17 protein-coding genes are annotated in these 15,726 nt (G+C 32.5%); 8 read left to right on the forward strand and 9 right to left on the reverse strand.

Annotation, left to right across the window (positions count from 1 at the left end; translation table 11 throughout):
- The first annotated feature begins 99 nt into the window (after positions 1-99).
- Positions 100-876 carry an ABC transporter ATP-binding protein gene (locus HNP35_RS21770; RefSeq protein ID WP_184167240.1) on the forward strand — a complete coding sequence of 259 codons (777 nt, stop codon included), beginning with the start codon at positions 100-102 and terminating at the stop codon, positions 874-876.
- On the opposite strand, the gene HNP35_RS21775 is transcribed toward HNP35_RS21770, so the two are convergent.
- From HNP35_RS21775 to HNP35_RS21790, 4 genes are read right to left on the reverse strand one after another with little or no spacing between them, the layout of a single operon-like run.
- Positions 873-1,682: a hypothetical protein gene (locus HNP35_RS21775; RefSeq protein ID WP_184167237.1), complete on the reverse strand. Its 810-nt coding sequence runs from the start codon at positions 1,680-1,682 to the stop codon at positions 873-875. The two genes, HNP35_RS21770 and HNP35_RS21775, sit on opposite strands and share 4 nt — an antisense overlap.
- 55 nt (positions 1,683-1,737) lie before the next feature.
- A complete protein-coding gene (locus HNP35_RS21780) occupies positions 1,738-2,196 on the reverse strand; it encodes a tRNA (cytidine(34)-2'-O)-methyltransferase (protein ID WP_184167234.1) in 459 nt (152 codons plus the stop codon).
- A 22-nt stretch (positions 2,197-2,218) separates the two neighbouring features.
- A complete protein-coding gene (locus tag HNP35_RS21785; protein WP_184167231.1) occupies positions 2,219-2,791 on the reverse strand; it encodes a pseudouridine synthase in 573 nt (190 codons plus the stop codon).
- Between the two features lie 45 nt (positions 2,792-2,836).
- On the reverse strand, positions 2,837-3,043 hold the full coding sequence (locus HNP35_RS21790; protein ID WP_184167229.1) for a hypothetical protein: 207 nt from the start codon (positions 3,041-3,043) through the stop codon (positions 2,837-2,839).
- Between the two features lie 152 nt (positions 3,044-3,195).
- Between HNP35_RS21790 and HNP35_RS21795 the strand changes: the two genes are divergently transcribed.
- The 3 genes from HNP35_RS21795 to HNP35_RS21805 all read left to right on the forward strand — a co-directional run bounded on the left by HNP35_RS21795 (position 3,196) and on the right by HNP35_RS21805 (position 8,169).
- Positions 3,196-3,570, forward strand: coding sequence for a hypothetical protein (locus tag HNP35_RS21795; protein ID WP_184167226.1), 375 nt, complete (start codon positions 3,196-3,198; stop codon positions 3,568-3,570).
- 155 nt (positions 3,571-3,725) lie between these two features.
- The gene (locus HNP35_RS21800) at positions 3,726-4,478 is read left to right on the forward strand and encodes an SDR family NAD(P)-dependent oxidoreductase (protein ID WP_184167223.1); all 753 of its coding nucleotides are present in this window, start codon (positions 3,726-3,728) and stop codon (positions 4,476-4,478) included.
- Between the two features lie 283 nt (positions 4,479-4,761).
- Positions 4,762-8,169 (forward strand): T9SS type A sorting domain-containing protein, encoded by a 3,408-nt coding sequence (locus HNP35_RS21805; protein ID WP_184167220.1) that lies wholly within the window; start codon positions 4,762-4,764, stop codon positions 8,167-8,169.
- A 49-nt stretch (positions 8,170-8,218) separates the two neighbouring features.
- On the opposite strand, the gene HNP35_RS21810 is transcribed toward HNP35_RS21805, so the two are convergent.
- Genes HNP35_RS21810 through HNP35_RS21830 form a run of 5 tightly spaced genes read right to left on the reverse strand, consistent with a single transcriptional unit; the run spans position 8,219 to position 12,293 of the window.
- Complete coding sequence (locus tag HNP35_RS21810) at positions 8,219-8,746, reverse strand: MepB family protein (RefSeq protein ID WP_184167217.1); 528 nt, start codon at positions 8,744-8,746, stop codon at positions 8,219-8,221.
- A gap of 46 nt (positions 8,747-8,792) precedes the next feature.
- Complete coding sequence (locus HNP35_RS21815; protein WP_184167215.1) at positions 8,793-10,412, reverse strand: hypothetical protein; 1,620 nt, start codon at positions 10,410-10,412, stop codon at positions 8,793-8,795.
- Positions 10,409-10,960, reverse strand: a complete 552-nt coding sequence (locus tag HNP35_RS21820; RefSeq protein WP_184167212.1) for an RNA polymerase sigma factor — start codon at positions 10,958-10,960, stop codon at positions 10,409-10,411. The genes HNP35_RS21815 and HNP35_RS21820 overlap by 4 nt, the downstream gene beginning before the upstream one ends.
- Positions 10,961-11,011: 51 nt before the next feature.
- Entirely contained in the window at positions 11,012-11,410 is a 399-nt protein-coding gene (locus HNP35_RS21825; RefSeq protein ID WP_184167209.1) for a hypothetical protein, read from the reverse strand.
- Between the two features lie 7 nt (positions 11,411-11,417).
- Positions 11,418-12,293 carry a protease complex subunit PrcB family protein gene (locus HNP35_RS21830; protein ID WP_184167206.1) on the reverse strand — a complete coding sequence of 292 codons (876 nt, stop codon included), beginning with the start codon at positions 12,291-12,293 and terminating at the stop codon, positions 11,418-11,420.
- A gap of 186 nt (positions 12,294-12,479) precedes the next feature.
- On the opposite strand from HNP35_RS21830, the gene rmuC reads away from it, so the two are divergent.
- From rmuC to HNP35_RS21850, 4 genes are all read left to right on the forward strand, one after another.
- Positions 12,480-13,853, forward strand: coding sequence for a DNA recombination protein RmuC (gene rmuC / locus HNP35_RS21835; protein WP_184167203.1), 1,374 nt, complete (start codon positions 12,480-12,482; stop codon positions 13,851-13,853).
- A 108-nt stretch (positions 13,854-13,961) separates the two neighbouring features.
- The gene (locus HNP35_RS21840; RefSeq protein ID WP_184167200.1) at positions 13,962-14,510 is read left to right on the forward strand and encodes an acyl-CoA thioesterase; all 549 of its coding nucleotides are present in this window, start codon (positions 13,962-13,964) and stop codon (positions 14,508-14,510) included.
- Between the two features lie 41 nt (positions 14,511-14,551).
- The gene (locus tag HNP35_RS21845; RefSeq protein WP_184167197.1) at positions 14,552-14,947 is read left to right on the forward strand and encodes a VOC family protein; all 396 of its coding nucleotides are present in this window, start codon (positions 14,552-14,554) and stop codon (positions 14,945-14,947) included.
- A gap of 209 nt (positions 14,948-15,156) precedes the next feature.
- The gene (locus HNP35_RS21850; RefSeq protein WP_184167195.1) at positions 15,157-15,723 is read left to right on the forward strand and encodes a YceI family protein; all 567 of its coding nucleotides are present in this window, start codon (positions 15,157-15,159) and stop codon (positions 15,721-15,723) included.
- The last annotated feature ends 3 nt before the right edge of the window (positions 15,724-15,726 follow it).

Raw genomic sequence — 15,726 nt, forward strand, 5'->3', positions numbered from 1 at the left:
CGATAGCGATCGGGATATAAAGATTAGCACAGATTTTTTAATTATTTAGATAAAAAAAACTTAGAGCCTTAGTATCTCAGAATCTTAGAACCTTTAAAAATGAAATCAATTCTAACTACATCGCATCTAAATATCGGATATAAATCCAAGAAAGGTGTTATGAATATTGCTGAGAATCTGAATTTGAATTTAGAAGCAGGAAAACTAATTACTTTAATCGGAGCAAACGGAATTGGAAAATCGACTTTATTGAGAACGATTACTGGAATTCAAAAGCCTTTGTCGGGAAATGTTTATTTGAATGAAAAAGAGATTTCGAATTATAAACCTTTAGAATTAGCACAGAATTTAAGTCTGGTTTTAACCGAAAAATTGCCACCAAGTAATTTGTCGGTTTTTGAATTAGTTGCTTTAGGTCGTCAGCCTTATACCAATTGGGTTGATAAATTGTCAAATGAAGATGTTGTAAAAGTTCAAGAAGCAATGCAATTAACGCAAATTGAGCATTTAGCTTCAAAAAAACATTTTCAAATTAGCGATGGACAATTGCAGAAAGTTTTAATTGCAAGAGCTTTGGCACAAGATACGCCGCTAATTATTTTAGATGAACCAACAACTCATTTAGATTTACTGCATAAAGTTTCTTTATTTAAATTATTGAAGAAACTAACACAAGAAACTCAAAAGTGCATTTTGTTTTCTACGCATGATATTGATCTTGCTATTCAGTTAAGTGACGAAATGATTATGATGACGCCAGAAAATATTACACAAGATCAGCCTTGTAATTTGATTTCGAATGGAAGTTTCAGCAATTTATTTAAAGATGAAAATATTGTTTTTGATGCTGAAAAAGGGAAGTTTATTGTGAATTAAAGACTTTTTTCAAAACGGACTCTATAAACATGAAGTAGATTTTCTAAATCCTCAAGCGCTATATCTAAGTCGTTAATTTCAATTTTTTCATCATTAAAAGCCAAATACTGTTTTGCATTTTTTTGGTTTCTATCTAAAAAAACGCTGTCATTGTATATATCTTTCCATGAAACAAGTTCATCGTCTTTCAATTGTATTCCTTGAGCATTAATTATAATCTGAGGTTTATTGTCGGATAGTTTTTTAATTTCTCCGTATATTAGGTATAAGCTCAAACCTATAAATAATAGTCCAAAATATTGTTTTATAAATACAAGAAAAATACCTGTTAAGCCGATAATTACATAAATAATTAATGAAAAAATTATTGAAGTTTTCGAATAGTATATTAGGGTTTCATTAGGAACTGAAATGTCATCCTTGAAGATGTCTTTTTCTAGAAATTTCTTATCTAACTGTTTTAATTTTTGTTTTTGCAGATCGTTTTTAAATTCTGTTTTTTCTAACCAGTTTCCTTTTTCCCAAATCAATTTTTCTTCAACAGCTTTTCTCTGTAATTCGTGAACATTTCTAACATTTTCGTAAGCCCATATTTTCCAATTAGCTGCAAAATAGCTCCATACTAGCCAGCCAGATATAAATCCAGAAAGAAAGCCAATAGGAAGAATAATCCATCCTTCTACTATTTTAGCATAAGTAAGGTAAATTGAAACGAAGATAATGCTAAAAGTAACAATCATTGGCAAATGTTTTAATTGCCATCTGCCTTTGCTCAATGCTTGCTCTACAGTAATGTTTTCTTTCATATGCTTAAAGAAGGAGTTTAATTTGTATTATTATTCCGATTAAGCAAATAAACAATTAAATTTTCTGTAATCCAATTTGTCTTTTAGCTTCGCCAACTACAAAAGCGACAGAATTGGCAATATTAAAAGAACGAATAAGTGGTGACATCGGAATTGTTAAATGATTTTCGAATCTCGCCATGAATTCCTTACTTAACCCAACACTTTCTTTCCCGAAAACCAGCCAATCGCCATCTTGAAATTCATTTTCCAAATACGATTTTTCAGAATGTGAACTCATTAAAAATACGCGAGAATGATCTGGAATCTGTGCAATCCATTCTTCAACGTTTTGATATTCGGTAACATCAAGATGAACCCAATAATCCAATCCGGAACGTTTTAGATTTTTATCATTAATAACAAATCCGAATGGATGAATTAAGTGCAATCGGCTTTCTGTGCCTACGCACAATCTTCCGATATTTCCAGTATTATTTGGTATTTCAGGTTCTACAAGAACTATATTTAGCATTATCGTTTATTTGTTAATTTGTTTAATCGTTTAATCGAAAATCCGAAACTTCTAAAACCTCGCCCGCTTTTAAGTTTTGCAAATATACATTTCCTATTCGTACACGAACCAAACGCAATGTTGGAAAACCTACAGCTGCAGTCATTTTTCTGACTTGGCGAAATTTCCCTTCTCTTACCGTGATTGAAGCCCAAGAAGTTGGACCATGACGTTCGTCTCTGATTTTTTTGGCTCTTACTCCAAAATCGGGAATTTCATTTACAATAAAAGCTTTGCTGGGTTTTGTTTTATATTTTCCTCCGTCAAGTCCAATTTCTACACCTTTTTGTAATTTTTCAATAGCTTCAGGAGTAATTAAGCCGTCCACTTGAACATAATATTCTTTGTCGACTTTTTTGCTTCGCACGAGTTCGCTCATGTTTCCTTCGGTAGTCAGTAGAAGCAAACCTTCAGAATCTTCGTCGAGTCTTCCAATTGCCATTGTTCCTTCTGGAAAATCATGCAATTCGCCCAAAAGCTTTTTCTTTCTTTTTAATTCATAAATAAATTGGCTCAAATAGCCGTACGGTTTAAAAAGAATGAAGTGTCTGTGCATTTTTAATTTTTTGCAAAGATAGTCTCTTTCTTAAAATGAAACCAATTATTGCTTTTGCGCTTTCATTTTTTTCAGCCATTGATATATAAACCATACGGCGCTAAAAGCAAAAATCTCAAGTAAAGCCCAATAATAGTTTTGAAAAAAATCATGAAAATAGCTTCCAACAGAAATATAAATAGAAGCCATACAAATTTTGATTAAAATGAATTCGGCGTTTGACCAGCTGGTTTTGATTTTGAAGAAATTCATAAGCTAAGAATTAAATTAAATCGTAAAATGTTGTAAATAAAGATAGTGAATTATGAAAAATGAACTGTTATAAACCCAAAGCAATGTTAAACCGCTTAGTTTTAAGATTTATAATTCGTAATATTAGGTAAGAAACTCAAAAGAAAAATGCCATGGAAACGAATAAATTAGGAACAAAAAAGATAAACGGAACGCAAAAAAATATTGATGAATCTAAAGGAAAAAACGTTTCGCACGATAAAGATTTAAAAGACGCAAAACTCAATAAAGAATTGGTGTCTGATAAAGATGGAGATAAAAAGATTGTGGAAAGAGCTAGAAACGAAAATGAGGATATTAAATCTAAAATTTCTAAAACGGATTCTAAAAATCCAAATGCAAATCGAGGTGTTTCAACTGAAGAAGAAGCCAATAAAACGGTAGAAAATAAAGATCGCAATTCTGATATTACTCCAAACCGATATCCAAACTCTCATCCAGACAATCATGAAGATCGCGGAAACATGAAATTGGACGAAGACGAGTAATTTAAATACGAAATTTTCATCAGAATAAAGTCATTTTAATATCAAATAACAAAACATTAGCGGTAAGCGTTAATCTTATTGTAAACTTGCTCTAAAGTGCCGTTTTCATTGATGTTCTTCGTAAATTAGAGGTATCAATTTAAAATATATAAAAAATGGCACTTTTAGAAAATAAAGTAGCTTTTGTGTCTGGAGGCGGTTCAGGAATCGGACGAGCAGTTGCAGAAGCATACGCTCGAGAAGGAGCAAAAGTAGTAGTATCTGATATTAATGTAGATCACGGTGAAGAAACCGTAAAATATATAAAAGACAAAGGCGGAGAAGCTTTTTTTGTAAAGGGAGATTCGTCGAGTGCCGCTGATAATAAACATATGGTTGAGGTTACGGTTTCGAAATACGGTCGACTTGACATTGCTTGCAACAACGCAGGAATGGGTGGGCCTGCAAAACCAACTGGAGAATACGAACCAGAAGCTTGGGACAAAGTAATAGCGCTTAATCTAAGCGGTGTTTTTTACGCTTGTCGTTATCAATTAGAGCAAATGGAAAAAAATGGAGGAGGAAGTATTGTCAACATCGCTTCAATTCATGGTCAGGTTGCAGCTCCAAACAGTGTTGCCTACACAGCAAGTAAACATGGTGTTGTTGGTTTGACTAAAAATATTGCAGTTGAATATGCTCAGAAAAATATTCGATGTAATGCTGTCGGACCAGGTTATATAGAAACAGCTCTTTTAAAAGATAATTTAAATAAAGATATGATGAATGCGGTTGCCGCTAAATCGGCAATGAACCGTTTAGGAACTCCAGAAGAAATTGCCGAGTTGGTAGTTTTCTTAAATTCGGATAAATCATCATTCACAACAGGAAGTTATTTTATAGCCGATGGAGGTTATACAGCAGTATAATTTTTAGACTACATAACAAAGTGAGAAGGCAGTAAACGAAAGTTTGCTGCTTTTTTTTGTAAGAAATATAGAGTTTTTAAAGGAGTTTCTCTAATAGTTTTGTTTTGAATAATATTTGGTGTTTCTTCTTTTTGATTGATTTTATTTTAGTAACTTTAATATTGTCTTAAGGTTTTTTGAATAATATTGATAAATAAGCAAACGTTAAGTTTAAGGTTTTATAATATTGGCTTAACTTTAAAGGCGATAAATTTGACTTCTAAAAACTCTATTCTTTAACAGTATGAAAAAACTTTACTTTTCGCGCCAGCTTCTGGCTTTTCTATGTTTGTTAGGTTGCTTTTCTGGAAATCTTTTTGCCCAGACAATGCCAACTCCACAAGCATTACCTTACACACAGAATTTTAATACGCTAGCAGCGACGGCTACAGCGTATCCAGATGGATTTCAAGGGTGGACAGCTTCTACTTCTCCAGGTTCTGCATTTAATACTAGTGCAACCCTAGTTGCAGACAGAGCTCTTACAGCTAGTAGTTCAGCATCAATTACTAGTGGAAATTTTCATAATTATAATGGGAAAATAGGTTTCTTAAATAGCGGATCTTTAGATTTAACTATTGCTTTCGCATTTTCTACAACTGGTCAAAGTGCTGTTCAAATTCAGTATGATGCGATGGTTATTCGTAATCCTTATGATGGAACTAATAACACTCGTATAAACGAAATGGTGCTGCAATATAGAGTTGGGCAAACAAGTGATTTTACGACTTTACCAACAACATCTTATGTAAGCGGAACTACTTTGCAAACAGGTTCAGGAGTAACAACTCCACAAAATCCGCAGACTATAAACGTTACTTTGCCCGCAGATTGCGATAATCAGCCTTTAGTGCAAATTAGATGGATTAGCAAACAAAACGGAGGAGGAGGTTCTAGACCGTCTTTTGCAATTGATAATATAAAAGTGGGAGGAGATTCAACTCCTCCAGTTAATGAATCAGGTTATCCAAAAGCTGTCGAAATTTTATCTGATGGTTTTGATTTTATCAATAAAATTAATGAAACAGGTAAAACATATTTCGTTTTAACTGCTTCAGGAAGCGCACAACCTACTCCAGCACAAGTAAAAGCTGGTTTTGATGCTACAGGAGTTGCAGCTTTACAGTCAGGATCATTGACAATTGCTGACAAATCTTTAGAGTATTCAAAAATCTTTACTGGATTAACTTTAAATACAGGTTATATTGTTTATTCTGTTTCTGAAGACATTTCTGAAAATCTTCAAACAACAGTTAACAAATTAGAGGTTACAACTGCGAATGCTTTAGTGCCTTCTATAAGAACTACAACCGCATCACTTAATTTTGGAAGTGTAGAACAAAATTTAGATTCAGCTAGTTTAAATTATCAAATTAAGGGAACAAATATTAGTGCTCCGGTAATTGTAACGGCAACGGCTAATTTTACAGTTTCAAAAGACAATACTACTTTCCAATCTTCTGTTTCTTATGATGCAGTAGATTTTGCTTCAAATGCAACACCGACAGTTTATGTTCGCTTTAAACCAAGTGCTGCGGGTATTTTATCAGGAACAATAACACAAGAAGCTACTGGCGCTTTGAGCAAAACAGTTGCTGTTTCTGGAATTGGAACGAATCCTTATATCCAAAATTTTGATGATCCGAATGTGCTTTCAAACAGCGGATGGACACAGTACAATGTTTCTGGACCTTTAAATAAATGGACTTACACCAATGTAACGCGAAATGTAAATTCTGGAACTGGTGCAGTTCTTATGAATGGTTTCTCAGATACAAATGTGCCAAGTAAAGATTGGTTAATTTCTCCAAAATTACGTTTAGATTCTTTTGGACAATTTCCATTATTGTCTTTTTACACTCGTAAATTCTATGCTGGACCATCTTTAAAATTAATGGTTTCTACAAATTACGATGGTGTAAGCGATCCTACTTCGGCAACTTGGACAGAAATTGATGGTAATTTTCCAACCGTTACAGGAAGTTATGTAAAATCGGAGTTCATCAATTTAGGAGCTTACAAAACAGATCATACTTATTTGGCTTGGGTTTACGAAACTACAGCTGGCGGAACTAATAACGCTTCTGAATGGTCTTTTGATGATTTTGCTATTACAAACGAATCAGGTTACGTAGCTTCAAATCCAGTTTTAGATTTTGGAGATGTAGCTCAAAATACAGTTTCTGCGAGCCAGTCTTTTGCATTTAAAGCTGATGGTTACGGAGATTTAACTCTTACGGCTCCAGCTTCATATCAATTATCATTAGATAATGCTTCATTTGCTTCAAGCATAGTAGTTCCTTCTGCGACAGCTGCTGCCGGAACTACACTTTACGCAAGATTTATTCCAACAACAAAAGAATTGAAAATTTCTGGTGTACTTACGGTAACTGGAACTTCATTAAACAAACAAATTGGTTCACTAACAGGTTCTTCTTTACCAAAAGCAGATACTTTTGATGTTGTGACTTATAACTTAGAATTTTTCGGCGCTCCAACTTCTGCTTATGGTCCAGCAGACAAAACTTTACAGTTGGAAAATGTTTCTAAAGTGATGAACAAATTAGATGCAGACGTTTATGTTGTTCAAGAGGTTTCTAGCGATGCTCAGATTGATGCTTTAATTACAAAAATAAACGTAAATGGTAAGACATTCGAAAAATCAGTTTCAACTTCTTGGTCTTATTCATGGGATCCAACTTCAGATCCGACTTTCCCGCCACAAAAATTAGTTGTTCTTTATAATACAAAAACAACTACATTGAAGAAAACGCGTGTAATGTTTAAAGAGTTTTACGATGAACTACGCGCTGGTACAAAAACGCTAGCTAATTATCCTGGCGGATCTAGCAGCAGTTTCTTCTCGTCTGGACGTTTGCCTTATATGGTAACTTTAGAAACGAATCTGAATGGAGTTAAAAATGAAATTAAGTTAATTGATCTTCACGCACGTGCAAATAGCGGAACAGATATTTCACGTTACAACATGCGTAAATACGATACGCAAGTTCTAAAAGATAGTTTAGATGCACATTATGCAGATTCAAATATCATTCTTTTGGGAGATTATAATGATGACGTAAAAGCTTCTGTAATTGCTGGTCAGCCTTCTTCTTATGAAGCTTTTGTAAATGATACTAATAATTACAAAGCTTTGACTTTAGAAATCAGTCAAGCTGGTGCGTACAGTTTCTTAAGCTCAGGCGGATTCTTAGATCATATTACAATTTCTAATGAATTGTTTGATGATTATATTGCAAATTCAACAGCAGTTTATGACCCAAGAAATGATATAGCAAGTTATACGACAACAACTTCAGATCACGGACCTGTAATTGCTCGTTTCGAATTGAAACAAGATGTTTTGGCTGTTCCTGATTTTGGAGGTAAAAACAAATATGTTGTTCGTGCGTATCCAAATCCTGCAACCGATGTTGTTAATTTTGATTTGCAAACAGCACAAGGAAGAGATTTAAAAATTAAACTTTATGATATCAACGGACATGTAATTGGAAATCCGATTAGCGTACAAAGCGAATCTGAAATTAGTACAGCAGTTATGTCTGTTCACAATTTAGTTTCTGGATTCTATATTTACACAGTTACCGAAAACAACAAGGTGATTTTTAAAGATAAGATTATCAAAAAATAATAAATCTTCACCATAAAAGGAAAGGCAGTCATTTAAAGACTGCCTTTTTTTATGCGAATATTTTTTTTAGTCGATCGAAATCAATTTCATTATTTGTAAAATGAAAGAAGTAATCCAATTGCCATTTTTGTGTTTTTTGAGCTTGTTTACTTGTCGTTTCGTCCCAAGGCGGATAAACTCTTGTTGCTCTAATTCCTTCTTTTGTTGCGGTAGAAAAAACACCTTTTTCTAGTAAAATACTTTTCGGAAAAATAAATTGTCCCCAATCTTGATCTTTTCTAACGCTTACAATTACAAAATCAATTGCATCAGAATAATCAAAAGGTTCAATAATTCCAGAAGTATTACGCTTCCATAAAGTAACAAATTGGCCCGTTTTAGTTGGTGTTATTTTGGCTTCTCTGTAACAGATTTTTTTGTTGTTTAAAGAAAAACGAAAAGCACTGTATTCGTCACTTTCATCTTCTTTTTGAAGATTAGTTAATTCAAAACCAACTTTATCAAAAATAATTTCTTTAGCATTAAATAAGTCTTTTGAAATTGATTTTGAATTTATTTCAGAAATTGTAATGTCCATGAAAAATGAATTTTATTTTTTTTCTGAAAAGTACTACAAATTAAACTTAGAAAGAAACATTTAAACCAAAATTTAAACCCCACTGAAACTGGTTGAAAGACTGATTGTTTAATGGATTAATATAATAATTCATTGCCGGTTCTACAAAAACATTTGTTTTTTTATAGACGCGATATTGAACCGTACTACTTAAAGTTGAACCATAAACATAATCGTTTGCAGTTACATTCTGTCCGATATTATGACCGTCTAAAGCAACATTATTTGATATTAACTTACCAACAAAACCACCAGTATTTACATTTATACTGGCTTTATTTCGATTAAAAACAGAATAAGAAACCTCAAGAGGCATTTCGATATATCTTAAATTCTGATCCAGTTTTCCACTTTGTATATTATCACTTTTTAGAGCTTCTTTCGTACTGTTTGAGATTAAAATATATTCTGAATTTCCCGCTACAGAAGCCGCATTATTACTTGCAGCAACTCCAGGTACAAAAAGAGTATTTCCTTTGGCACTTACATAAGATACGTTGGCAACACTTTGTCCTAATTCATTCAATTTAAATCCAGAACTAACAGCCCATTTGTTGCTAATATTATATTTGGTTTTAACTCCGTATGAATTCGATTGTTTAGAATCGTTTACGTTGCCTAAAGTTTTTTCGTTTTTAGTGTTTTCAGAACTTGCTACACCAGCAAAAACTGCCAAAGCCCATCTGTCTTTTAAATCCAGTTTTTTATCTTTTTTCTCTTTCTTATCCTTTTTCTCTTCTAAAGGCAAAATACCTTTTTCTAAGTTTTGAAGTTCTGCAAGTTGTACAGAATCTTGTTTAGTTAAAGGCATTCCAAATTTTGAATTCTCTTTTCCAACAGTGTTTGCTATTTTTTCAGCATTATTGTTTTTAGGATTATTCAAGTTTTGTTTAGAATTACCGTTGTTTACAAAAGCATTATTGTTGTTAAGAGCTAAATTTTTGTTGTTTTTTGGAATAAACTGTTCATCAAAAATCGAATTTGAAAGCTGTTTTTGAGCTGTCGAATTAAATTTACTTGGTTTACCAAAAGCAATCCTTTCTTCCGAAATTCCTTTGTTTGCTGTTTTTTTGTTTTTTTCTAAAGGAGATTTCGCAGAAGATTTAACCGTTGTTTTTTCTTCTGAAGCAATAAAATTCTGATTGGAGAAATTTTGATTTGGAGTATTTCTATTGATTTTATCCTCTGATTTAGAATTGCTATTTGTTTCCTTGCTTTTTGAATCCGAATGAGCAACAGCATTTTCTTGATTTTGATTTGGCTGTTGATTATCTAATTGTTCTTTTGTTGATACAACCTCATTTGCTGTTGTATCTAAAGTTTTATCAGCATTTTCATCAGATGTTGTTTTGTTATGCTGATTTTTATTGTTGTCTAGAACTACGCTATTAGTATCAAAACCGCCATTGTTTAAATTGTTGTTTTGAGGCGAACCAGTAAAATATAAAATTGAAGGCAGAAGCAGCCCCAATAATAAGCATGCAGCAGCCGACCACCAAAGAATAGCTCTCTTCTTCTTTTTAGGTTTATCTAGTTTTTCTTCAATCTGACCCCACAATTCTGGAGGCGGAACACTCGAAAAGTCTTCCATTGATGAAAAAATATCTTCTATTTTATGCTTCTTCATGCTGTCTTAAAATTTTTGATACTCAAAATTCGCTTTTGTAAAATGTGTTTGGCGCGGTTTAAATTTGATTTTGATGTTCCTTCGGAGATTTTCAATAATTCGGCTATTTCTTTGTGTTTCATTTTTTCGAAAACATACAAGTTGAAAACCGTTCGATATTGATCTGGCAAATCCCGAATATATTCTAGTAGTTTTTCTTGTTCCATCGGAATAACTTCTAGTTCTTCCTCTTCGACAAAATCGGTGTCGGGATCAAATACATCTAGAAAAAAACTTTCTTTCTTCTTTTTATTTAAAGTTTCGATGAGCTTGTTAATGAAAATCCGTTTCATCCATCCTTCAAAACTTCCCTCAAATTTATATTGGCTTATTTTCTGAAAAACAATCACAAAAGCTTCCTGAAAAACGTCTTTGGCATCGTCCTCATTTTTCATATATTTCAAACATATTCCATACAAAACAGGAGAGAACAACTGATATATTTTCAGTTGTCCCTCTCTGTCATTTTTCATGCACAGTTTGATATATTTTTCTACGTCGTCTTTCAAGAAATGGTTCAAATTTGATTTTGCAAAAATAGTTTATAATAGTTTACAAAACTATCTTTTAAAAATAGTTCGAGCACCATCTTCATCGTTTGATACAATTGTTAGGTTTTGATTGTCAAGGTTTTCTATGATGTAAGTTTTACCCTCGAACGAAATTAGATCGTGTTCTGACTGATCTAAAATACCAATTCCTTTTTCTACTTGATAAGCACTATTTCTAATCTCAACATTATTTTTATAAGTAATTACTCTTCCATTAGGAGTAAAGGCGATTTTCTTATTAAATCCAATTGTTTTAGGCGTTGCCATATACGGATTTGTATTTCCTCCAATAGATTTTTCCCAAGTCCAAGTATTTACTATTGATCCTGAAGCCACTTTAGAAGCATCTAAAGAATAACCTGTCGTAAATAGAAAGCAAACGATAAATGATAACAAAAGTTTTTTCATAATTGGATTATTTTAAGCTAGTAATTTTATCTTGAATTATTTTTTTGAAAGCTTTAATAGCTGCAGTTTGATCTGCAGTATCAGCGTTATCAATATAAACTCGAGTAATAACAGCGTTTTGATTCAATTCAAAATAAACTCCACCTTGAGCAGATTCGTTTGGAGTACCGTATGTTTTAGTTTGTCCATTAAGAGCTAAAATCTCTGCTGGAACATCTTTTAGCAATAAAGTATATTCTCCTCTTTTAATAGTTGGGACATATTTATATTGGCTAAAATCGTATTGTCCAGCCTCAACGTTTAAGAATTTTAAAGTATTGTAATCATTGATCTGGAAGAATTTTTGGCAATCTGCACCAGTACATTGATTAGAATAACTTCCCACAATTATATTATTTGAACTTTCTTCTCTTTTAAAGAAAATAAATGGTTTTGATGTTTTTGGAATTAAAACGACATCAAATGGGTTAGTTGGTGTTTGTGAAACATTTTCATTAGCTCCAGGCGCTTTTTCGTAATAATTTACAACAACTTGGCAAGCATCTTCTACAATCGATGTAATTTTTATAGAGTAACCCGTTGTAGGTTTTGGTCCAGCAAAAACTCCCACTAAATAATTTTTTGTAAAATCAATATTGGGATCGCTTGAAACATTACAGCTATTTGCATGTTTTGAGAATAAATCATCCATTTTTGTCTGACTACCAACTACAGTTACTGCAGCTGTAGTAGGAGGAGTTTTTACACTATAGTTACATAATAAAGGGAATCCTGTAAATTCTACAAGTGTACTAGCACCGCAATCTGCATATTTAGTATCGTCTCCTAATGAGCAAGCACTAATTCCGAAGGCTACAAACAAGCCAAGCATTAATTTTTTCATGAATATTTTGTAATAGGTTATATCTTGTAGATAAGGGTTTTAAAAAAAGGTTGCGTTGAGGTGTAAATTTTTTTTTAAAAATAAAATGTTGGTTTAGTTTGGATTAATTCTGAATTCGTGAAATTTTTATTTTTAAAACTAAGTACTACGTATTATTGCGTACTTTTACGTAAAATAAACTTAGTTATGTTGGATTATCTACCGTTTTTGTTGGGTTTTATAGTAGCGTTATTTATTGGGATATACGTAGGAAAATTGCTTTCTGCGTCTAAAAACCATGCAGAAAAAGCCATTTCTGAAGAAAGATTACAGGCAATAAATAGTCAGTTGCAAATGCAGAAAGAGCAATTTGAAAGTGAAAAAAATAATTTTCAGAAACAATTGCAATTGAATAATGCAGAGAAAGAAAACATTCGAACAGAAAAAGACAGTTTAGCAATTCAGCTTTCTAAAAAAGAAGTTGATTTTGAAAATTTATGGGAAAGACATAAAGAACAAAAAAACGAAATCAATGAGCTTCAGGAAAAATTTACCAAAGAATTTGAAAATCTAGCCAATAAAATTCTCGAAGAAAAATCGGCAAAGTTTACCGAACAAAACAGCGAGAACATGAAAAATATTCTGCTGCCACTTCAGGATAAAATTCACATTTTTGAGCAAAAAGTAGATCAGACTCACAAAGAAAGTATTGATTATCATGCGGCCCTTCGTCAGCAGATTATTGGTTTGAGTGAAATGAACGCGCAAATGAGCAAAGAAACCTTAAACCTAACAAAAGCACTAAAAGGCGATTCTAAAATGCAAGGAAATTGGGGCGAATTGGTTCTAGAACGTGTTCTTGAAAAATCTGGTCTTGAAAAAGGAAGAGAATACGAGGTACAGCAAAGTTTTACCAATGCCGAAGGAAATCGTGTTTTTCCAGACGTTGTAATAAATCTTCCAGACGGAAAGAAAATGATTGTCGATTCTAAAGTTTCGCTTGTGGCATATGAAAAATGGGTAAATGAAGAATCTGATTTGTTGAAAATAGAATTACTAAAAGAACATGTAATTTCTATAAAAAGACACGTAGAACAGCTAGGAAACAAAAATTATCACGATTTATATCAAATCGAAAGTCCAGATTTTGTTCTGCTTTTTATTCCGATGGAACCCGCATTTGCCATTGCTTTAAATGAAGATCCGACTTTATATGCCAAAGCTTTTGATCGAAATATTGTAATTGTAACGCCAAGTACACTTTTGGCTACTTTACGAACGATTGACAGCATGTGGACGAATCAAAAACAGCAGGAAAATGCCTTCGAGATTGCAAGACAAGCCGGCGCATTATATGATAAGTTTGAAGGTTTTGTTTCTGATTTAGTTCGAATTGGAAATAAAATTAAAGATACCAAAACAGAATACGAAAGCGCTATGAATAAATTAGTCGACGGAAAAGGAAACCTAATCTCAAGCGTAGAAAGATTAAAAAAAATGGGAGCGAAGGCTAAGAAATCGCTTCCAGAAAATATTATTGCAAGAGCTATAAATTCAGATGAAAATGAATTATTGAATTAGATTAAAAGAAGAAAGAGTATAGAAGAAAGAGTATAGAAGAAAGAACATAGAAAAAGACCGAAAAGAATACAGAATACAACTAATCAAAAAAATACCAAAAACAAAAACATGAGTACAGATTTTAAACCCGTTTCTTCGTCAAAAGTTAGCATATCAGAATTAATGCTTCCGTCGCATACCAACTTTAGTGGTAAAATTCACGGAGGATATATTTTGCAATTATTAGATCAAATCGCTTTTGCTTCGGCATCTAAATTTAGTGGTAATTATTGCGTTACGGCTTCAGTAGATACTGTAAACTTTTTAAAACCAATTGAAGTTGGAGAATTAGTAACAATGAAAGCTTCTGTAAATTATGTTGGGAGAAGTTCTATGGTTGTCGGAATTCGCGTTGAAGCAGAAAATATTCAAACTGGCGTAATTAAACATTGTAATTCGTCATATTTTACAATGGTTGCTAAAGACAAAGAAGGAAAAAGTGTTCAGGTTCCTGGATTAATTTTGTCTAATCTGCAAGAAGTTCGCCGTTTTAGAAAAGCAATCAAACATATCGAAGTTCGAAAAGAAGTAGAAGAACATGAAAAATTGGCTAGCATTAATTCGATAGAAGATTTAGCGAGTTTAGAAAAATATAATGTTCTTTTAGAAATAAGCTAATTTTCTTATATTTATGTATTACACATTAAATACTAGAAATTATGATAAAGTTTGGATATACCATTTTATACGTTGAAAATGTCGAAGAGTCGATTTCGTTTTATGAAAACGCATTCGATTTTTCGAGAAAATTTGTTTCGCCCGATAACGATTATGGCGAATTAATAACGGGTGAAACGACACTTTCATTTGCTTCTAAAAAATTAGCAGAAAGCAATTTAAAAGATGGTTTTATAGAAAGTAGTTTAGAAGACAAACCTTTTGCAATCGAAATCGGATTTATAACAGAAAACGTACCTGAAGTTTTGCAGAAAGCAACTTCTTTTGGAGCAGTTATTGTTTCTGAGCCTGTAGAAAAACCGTGGGGACAAATTGTTGCATACGTAAGGGATTTAAATGGCTTTTTAATTGAAATTTGTACAGAGGTAAAAAGCTAATTTTCGAAAGAGTTTTACATTTCACAATCCTCATTTTACAACACAAAAATATTCACAAATATTTAGCAGTACTAATAAAACTTTACAAGTAAAAATTCCGTAACTTTAAGTATAACAATTGGGTTACGGAATTTTTTCACTGAGTACTGCCGTTCTATATTATTCACTAAAATAAATAGAATGACATAATTGTTTAACTGTAGACGATTATGAAAACAACTACCTTATTATTTTTATTTTTTACCGCTATTTCTGTCCTTGCCCAAGACAAATTTTTTACCAATTCAGGAACTGTAAATTTTGAAGCTTCTGTTCCTTTGTTTGAAGAAGTAAAAGCTGTAAACAGACAGGTTTCTATTCTTTTGGAACCTAAATCCAGTACTTTTATCTGTACTGTTGCCATCAAAGATTTTCGTTTTAAACTCGATTTAATGCAAGAGCATTTTAACGAAAATTATATGGAAAGTGATCGTTATCCTAAAGCCGTATTTAAAGGAAAAATACAAAAGTTCGATTTGAAAGATATTGATGAAATCGAAAAGAAGTATGAAATTAAAGGAAAACTTTATTTACGAGGGAAGGCAAAAGAAATCGTAGTAAACGCTTTTATCAAAAAAGTAGATAACGGAATTCAGATTATTTCAGATTTTCCAATCTTAGTTTCAGATTTTAACATCAAAATTCCTGGAGCAATCGCTTCTAAAATTTCACAAACGGCAAATACAGAACTGACGGGCATTATTCGCACAGAAGAAATGCTGCTGACGTTGAAATAAAAC

This window comes from Flavobacterium notoginsengisoli, assembly GCF_014207905.1.
Classification (GTDB): Bacteria; Bacteroidota; Bacteroidia; order Flavobacteriales; family Flavobacteriaceae; genus Flavobacterium; species Flavobacterium notoginsengisoli_A.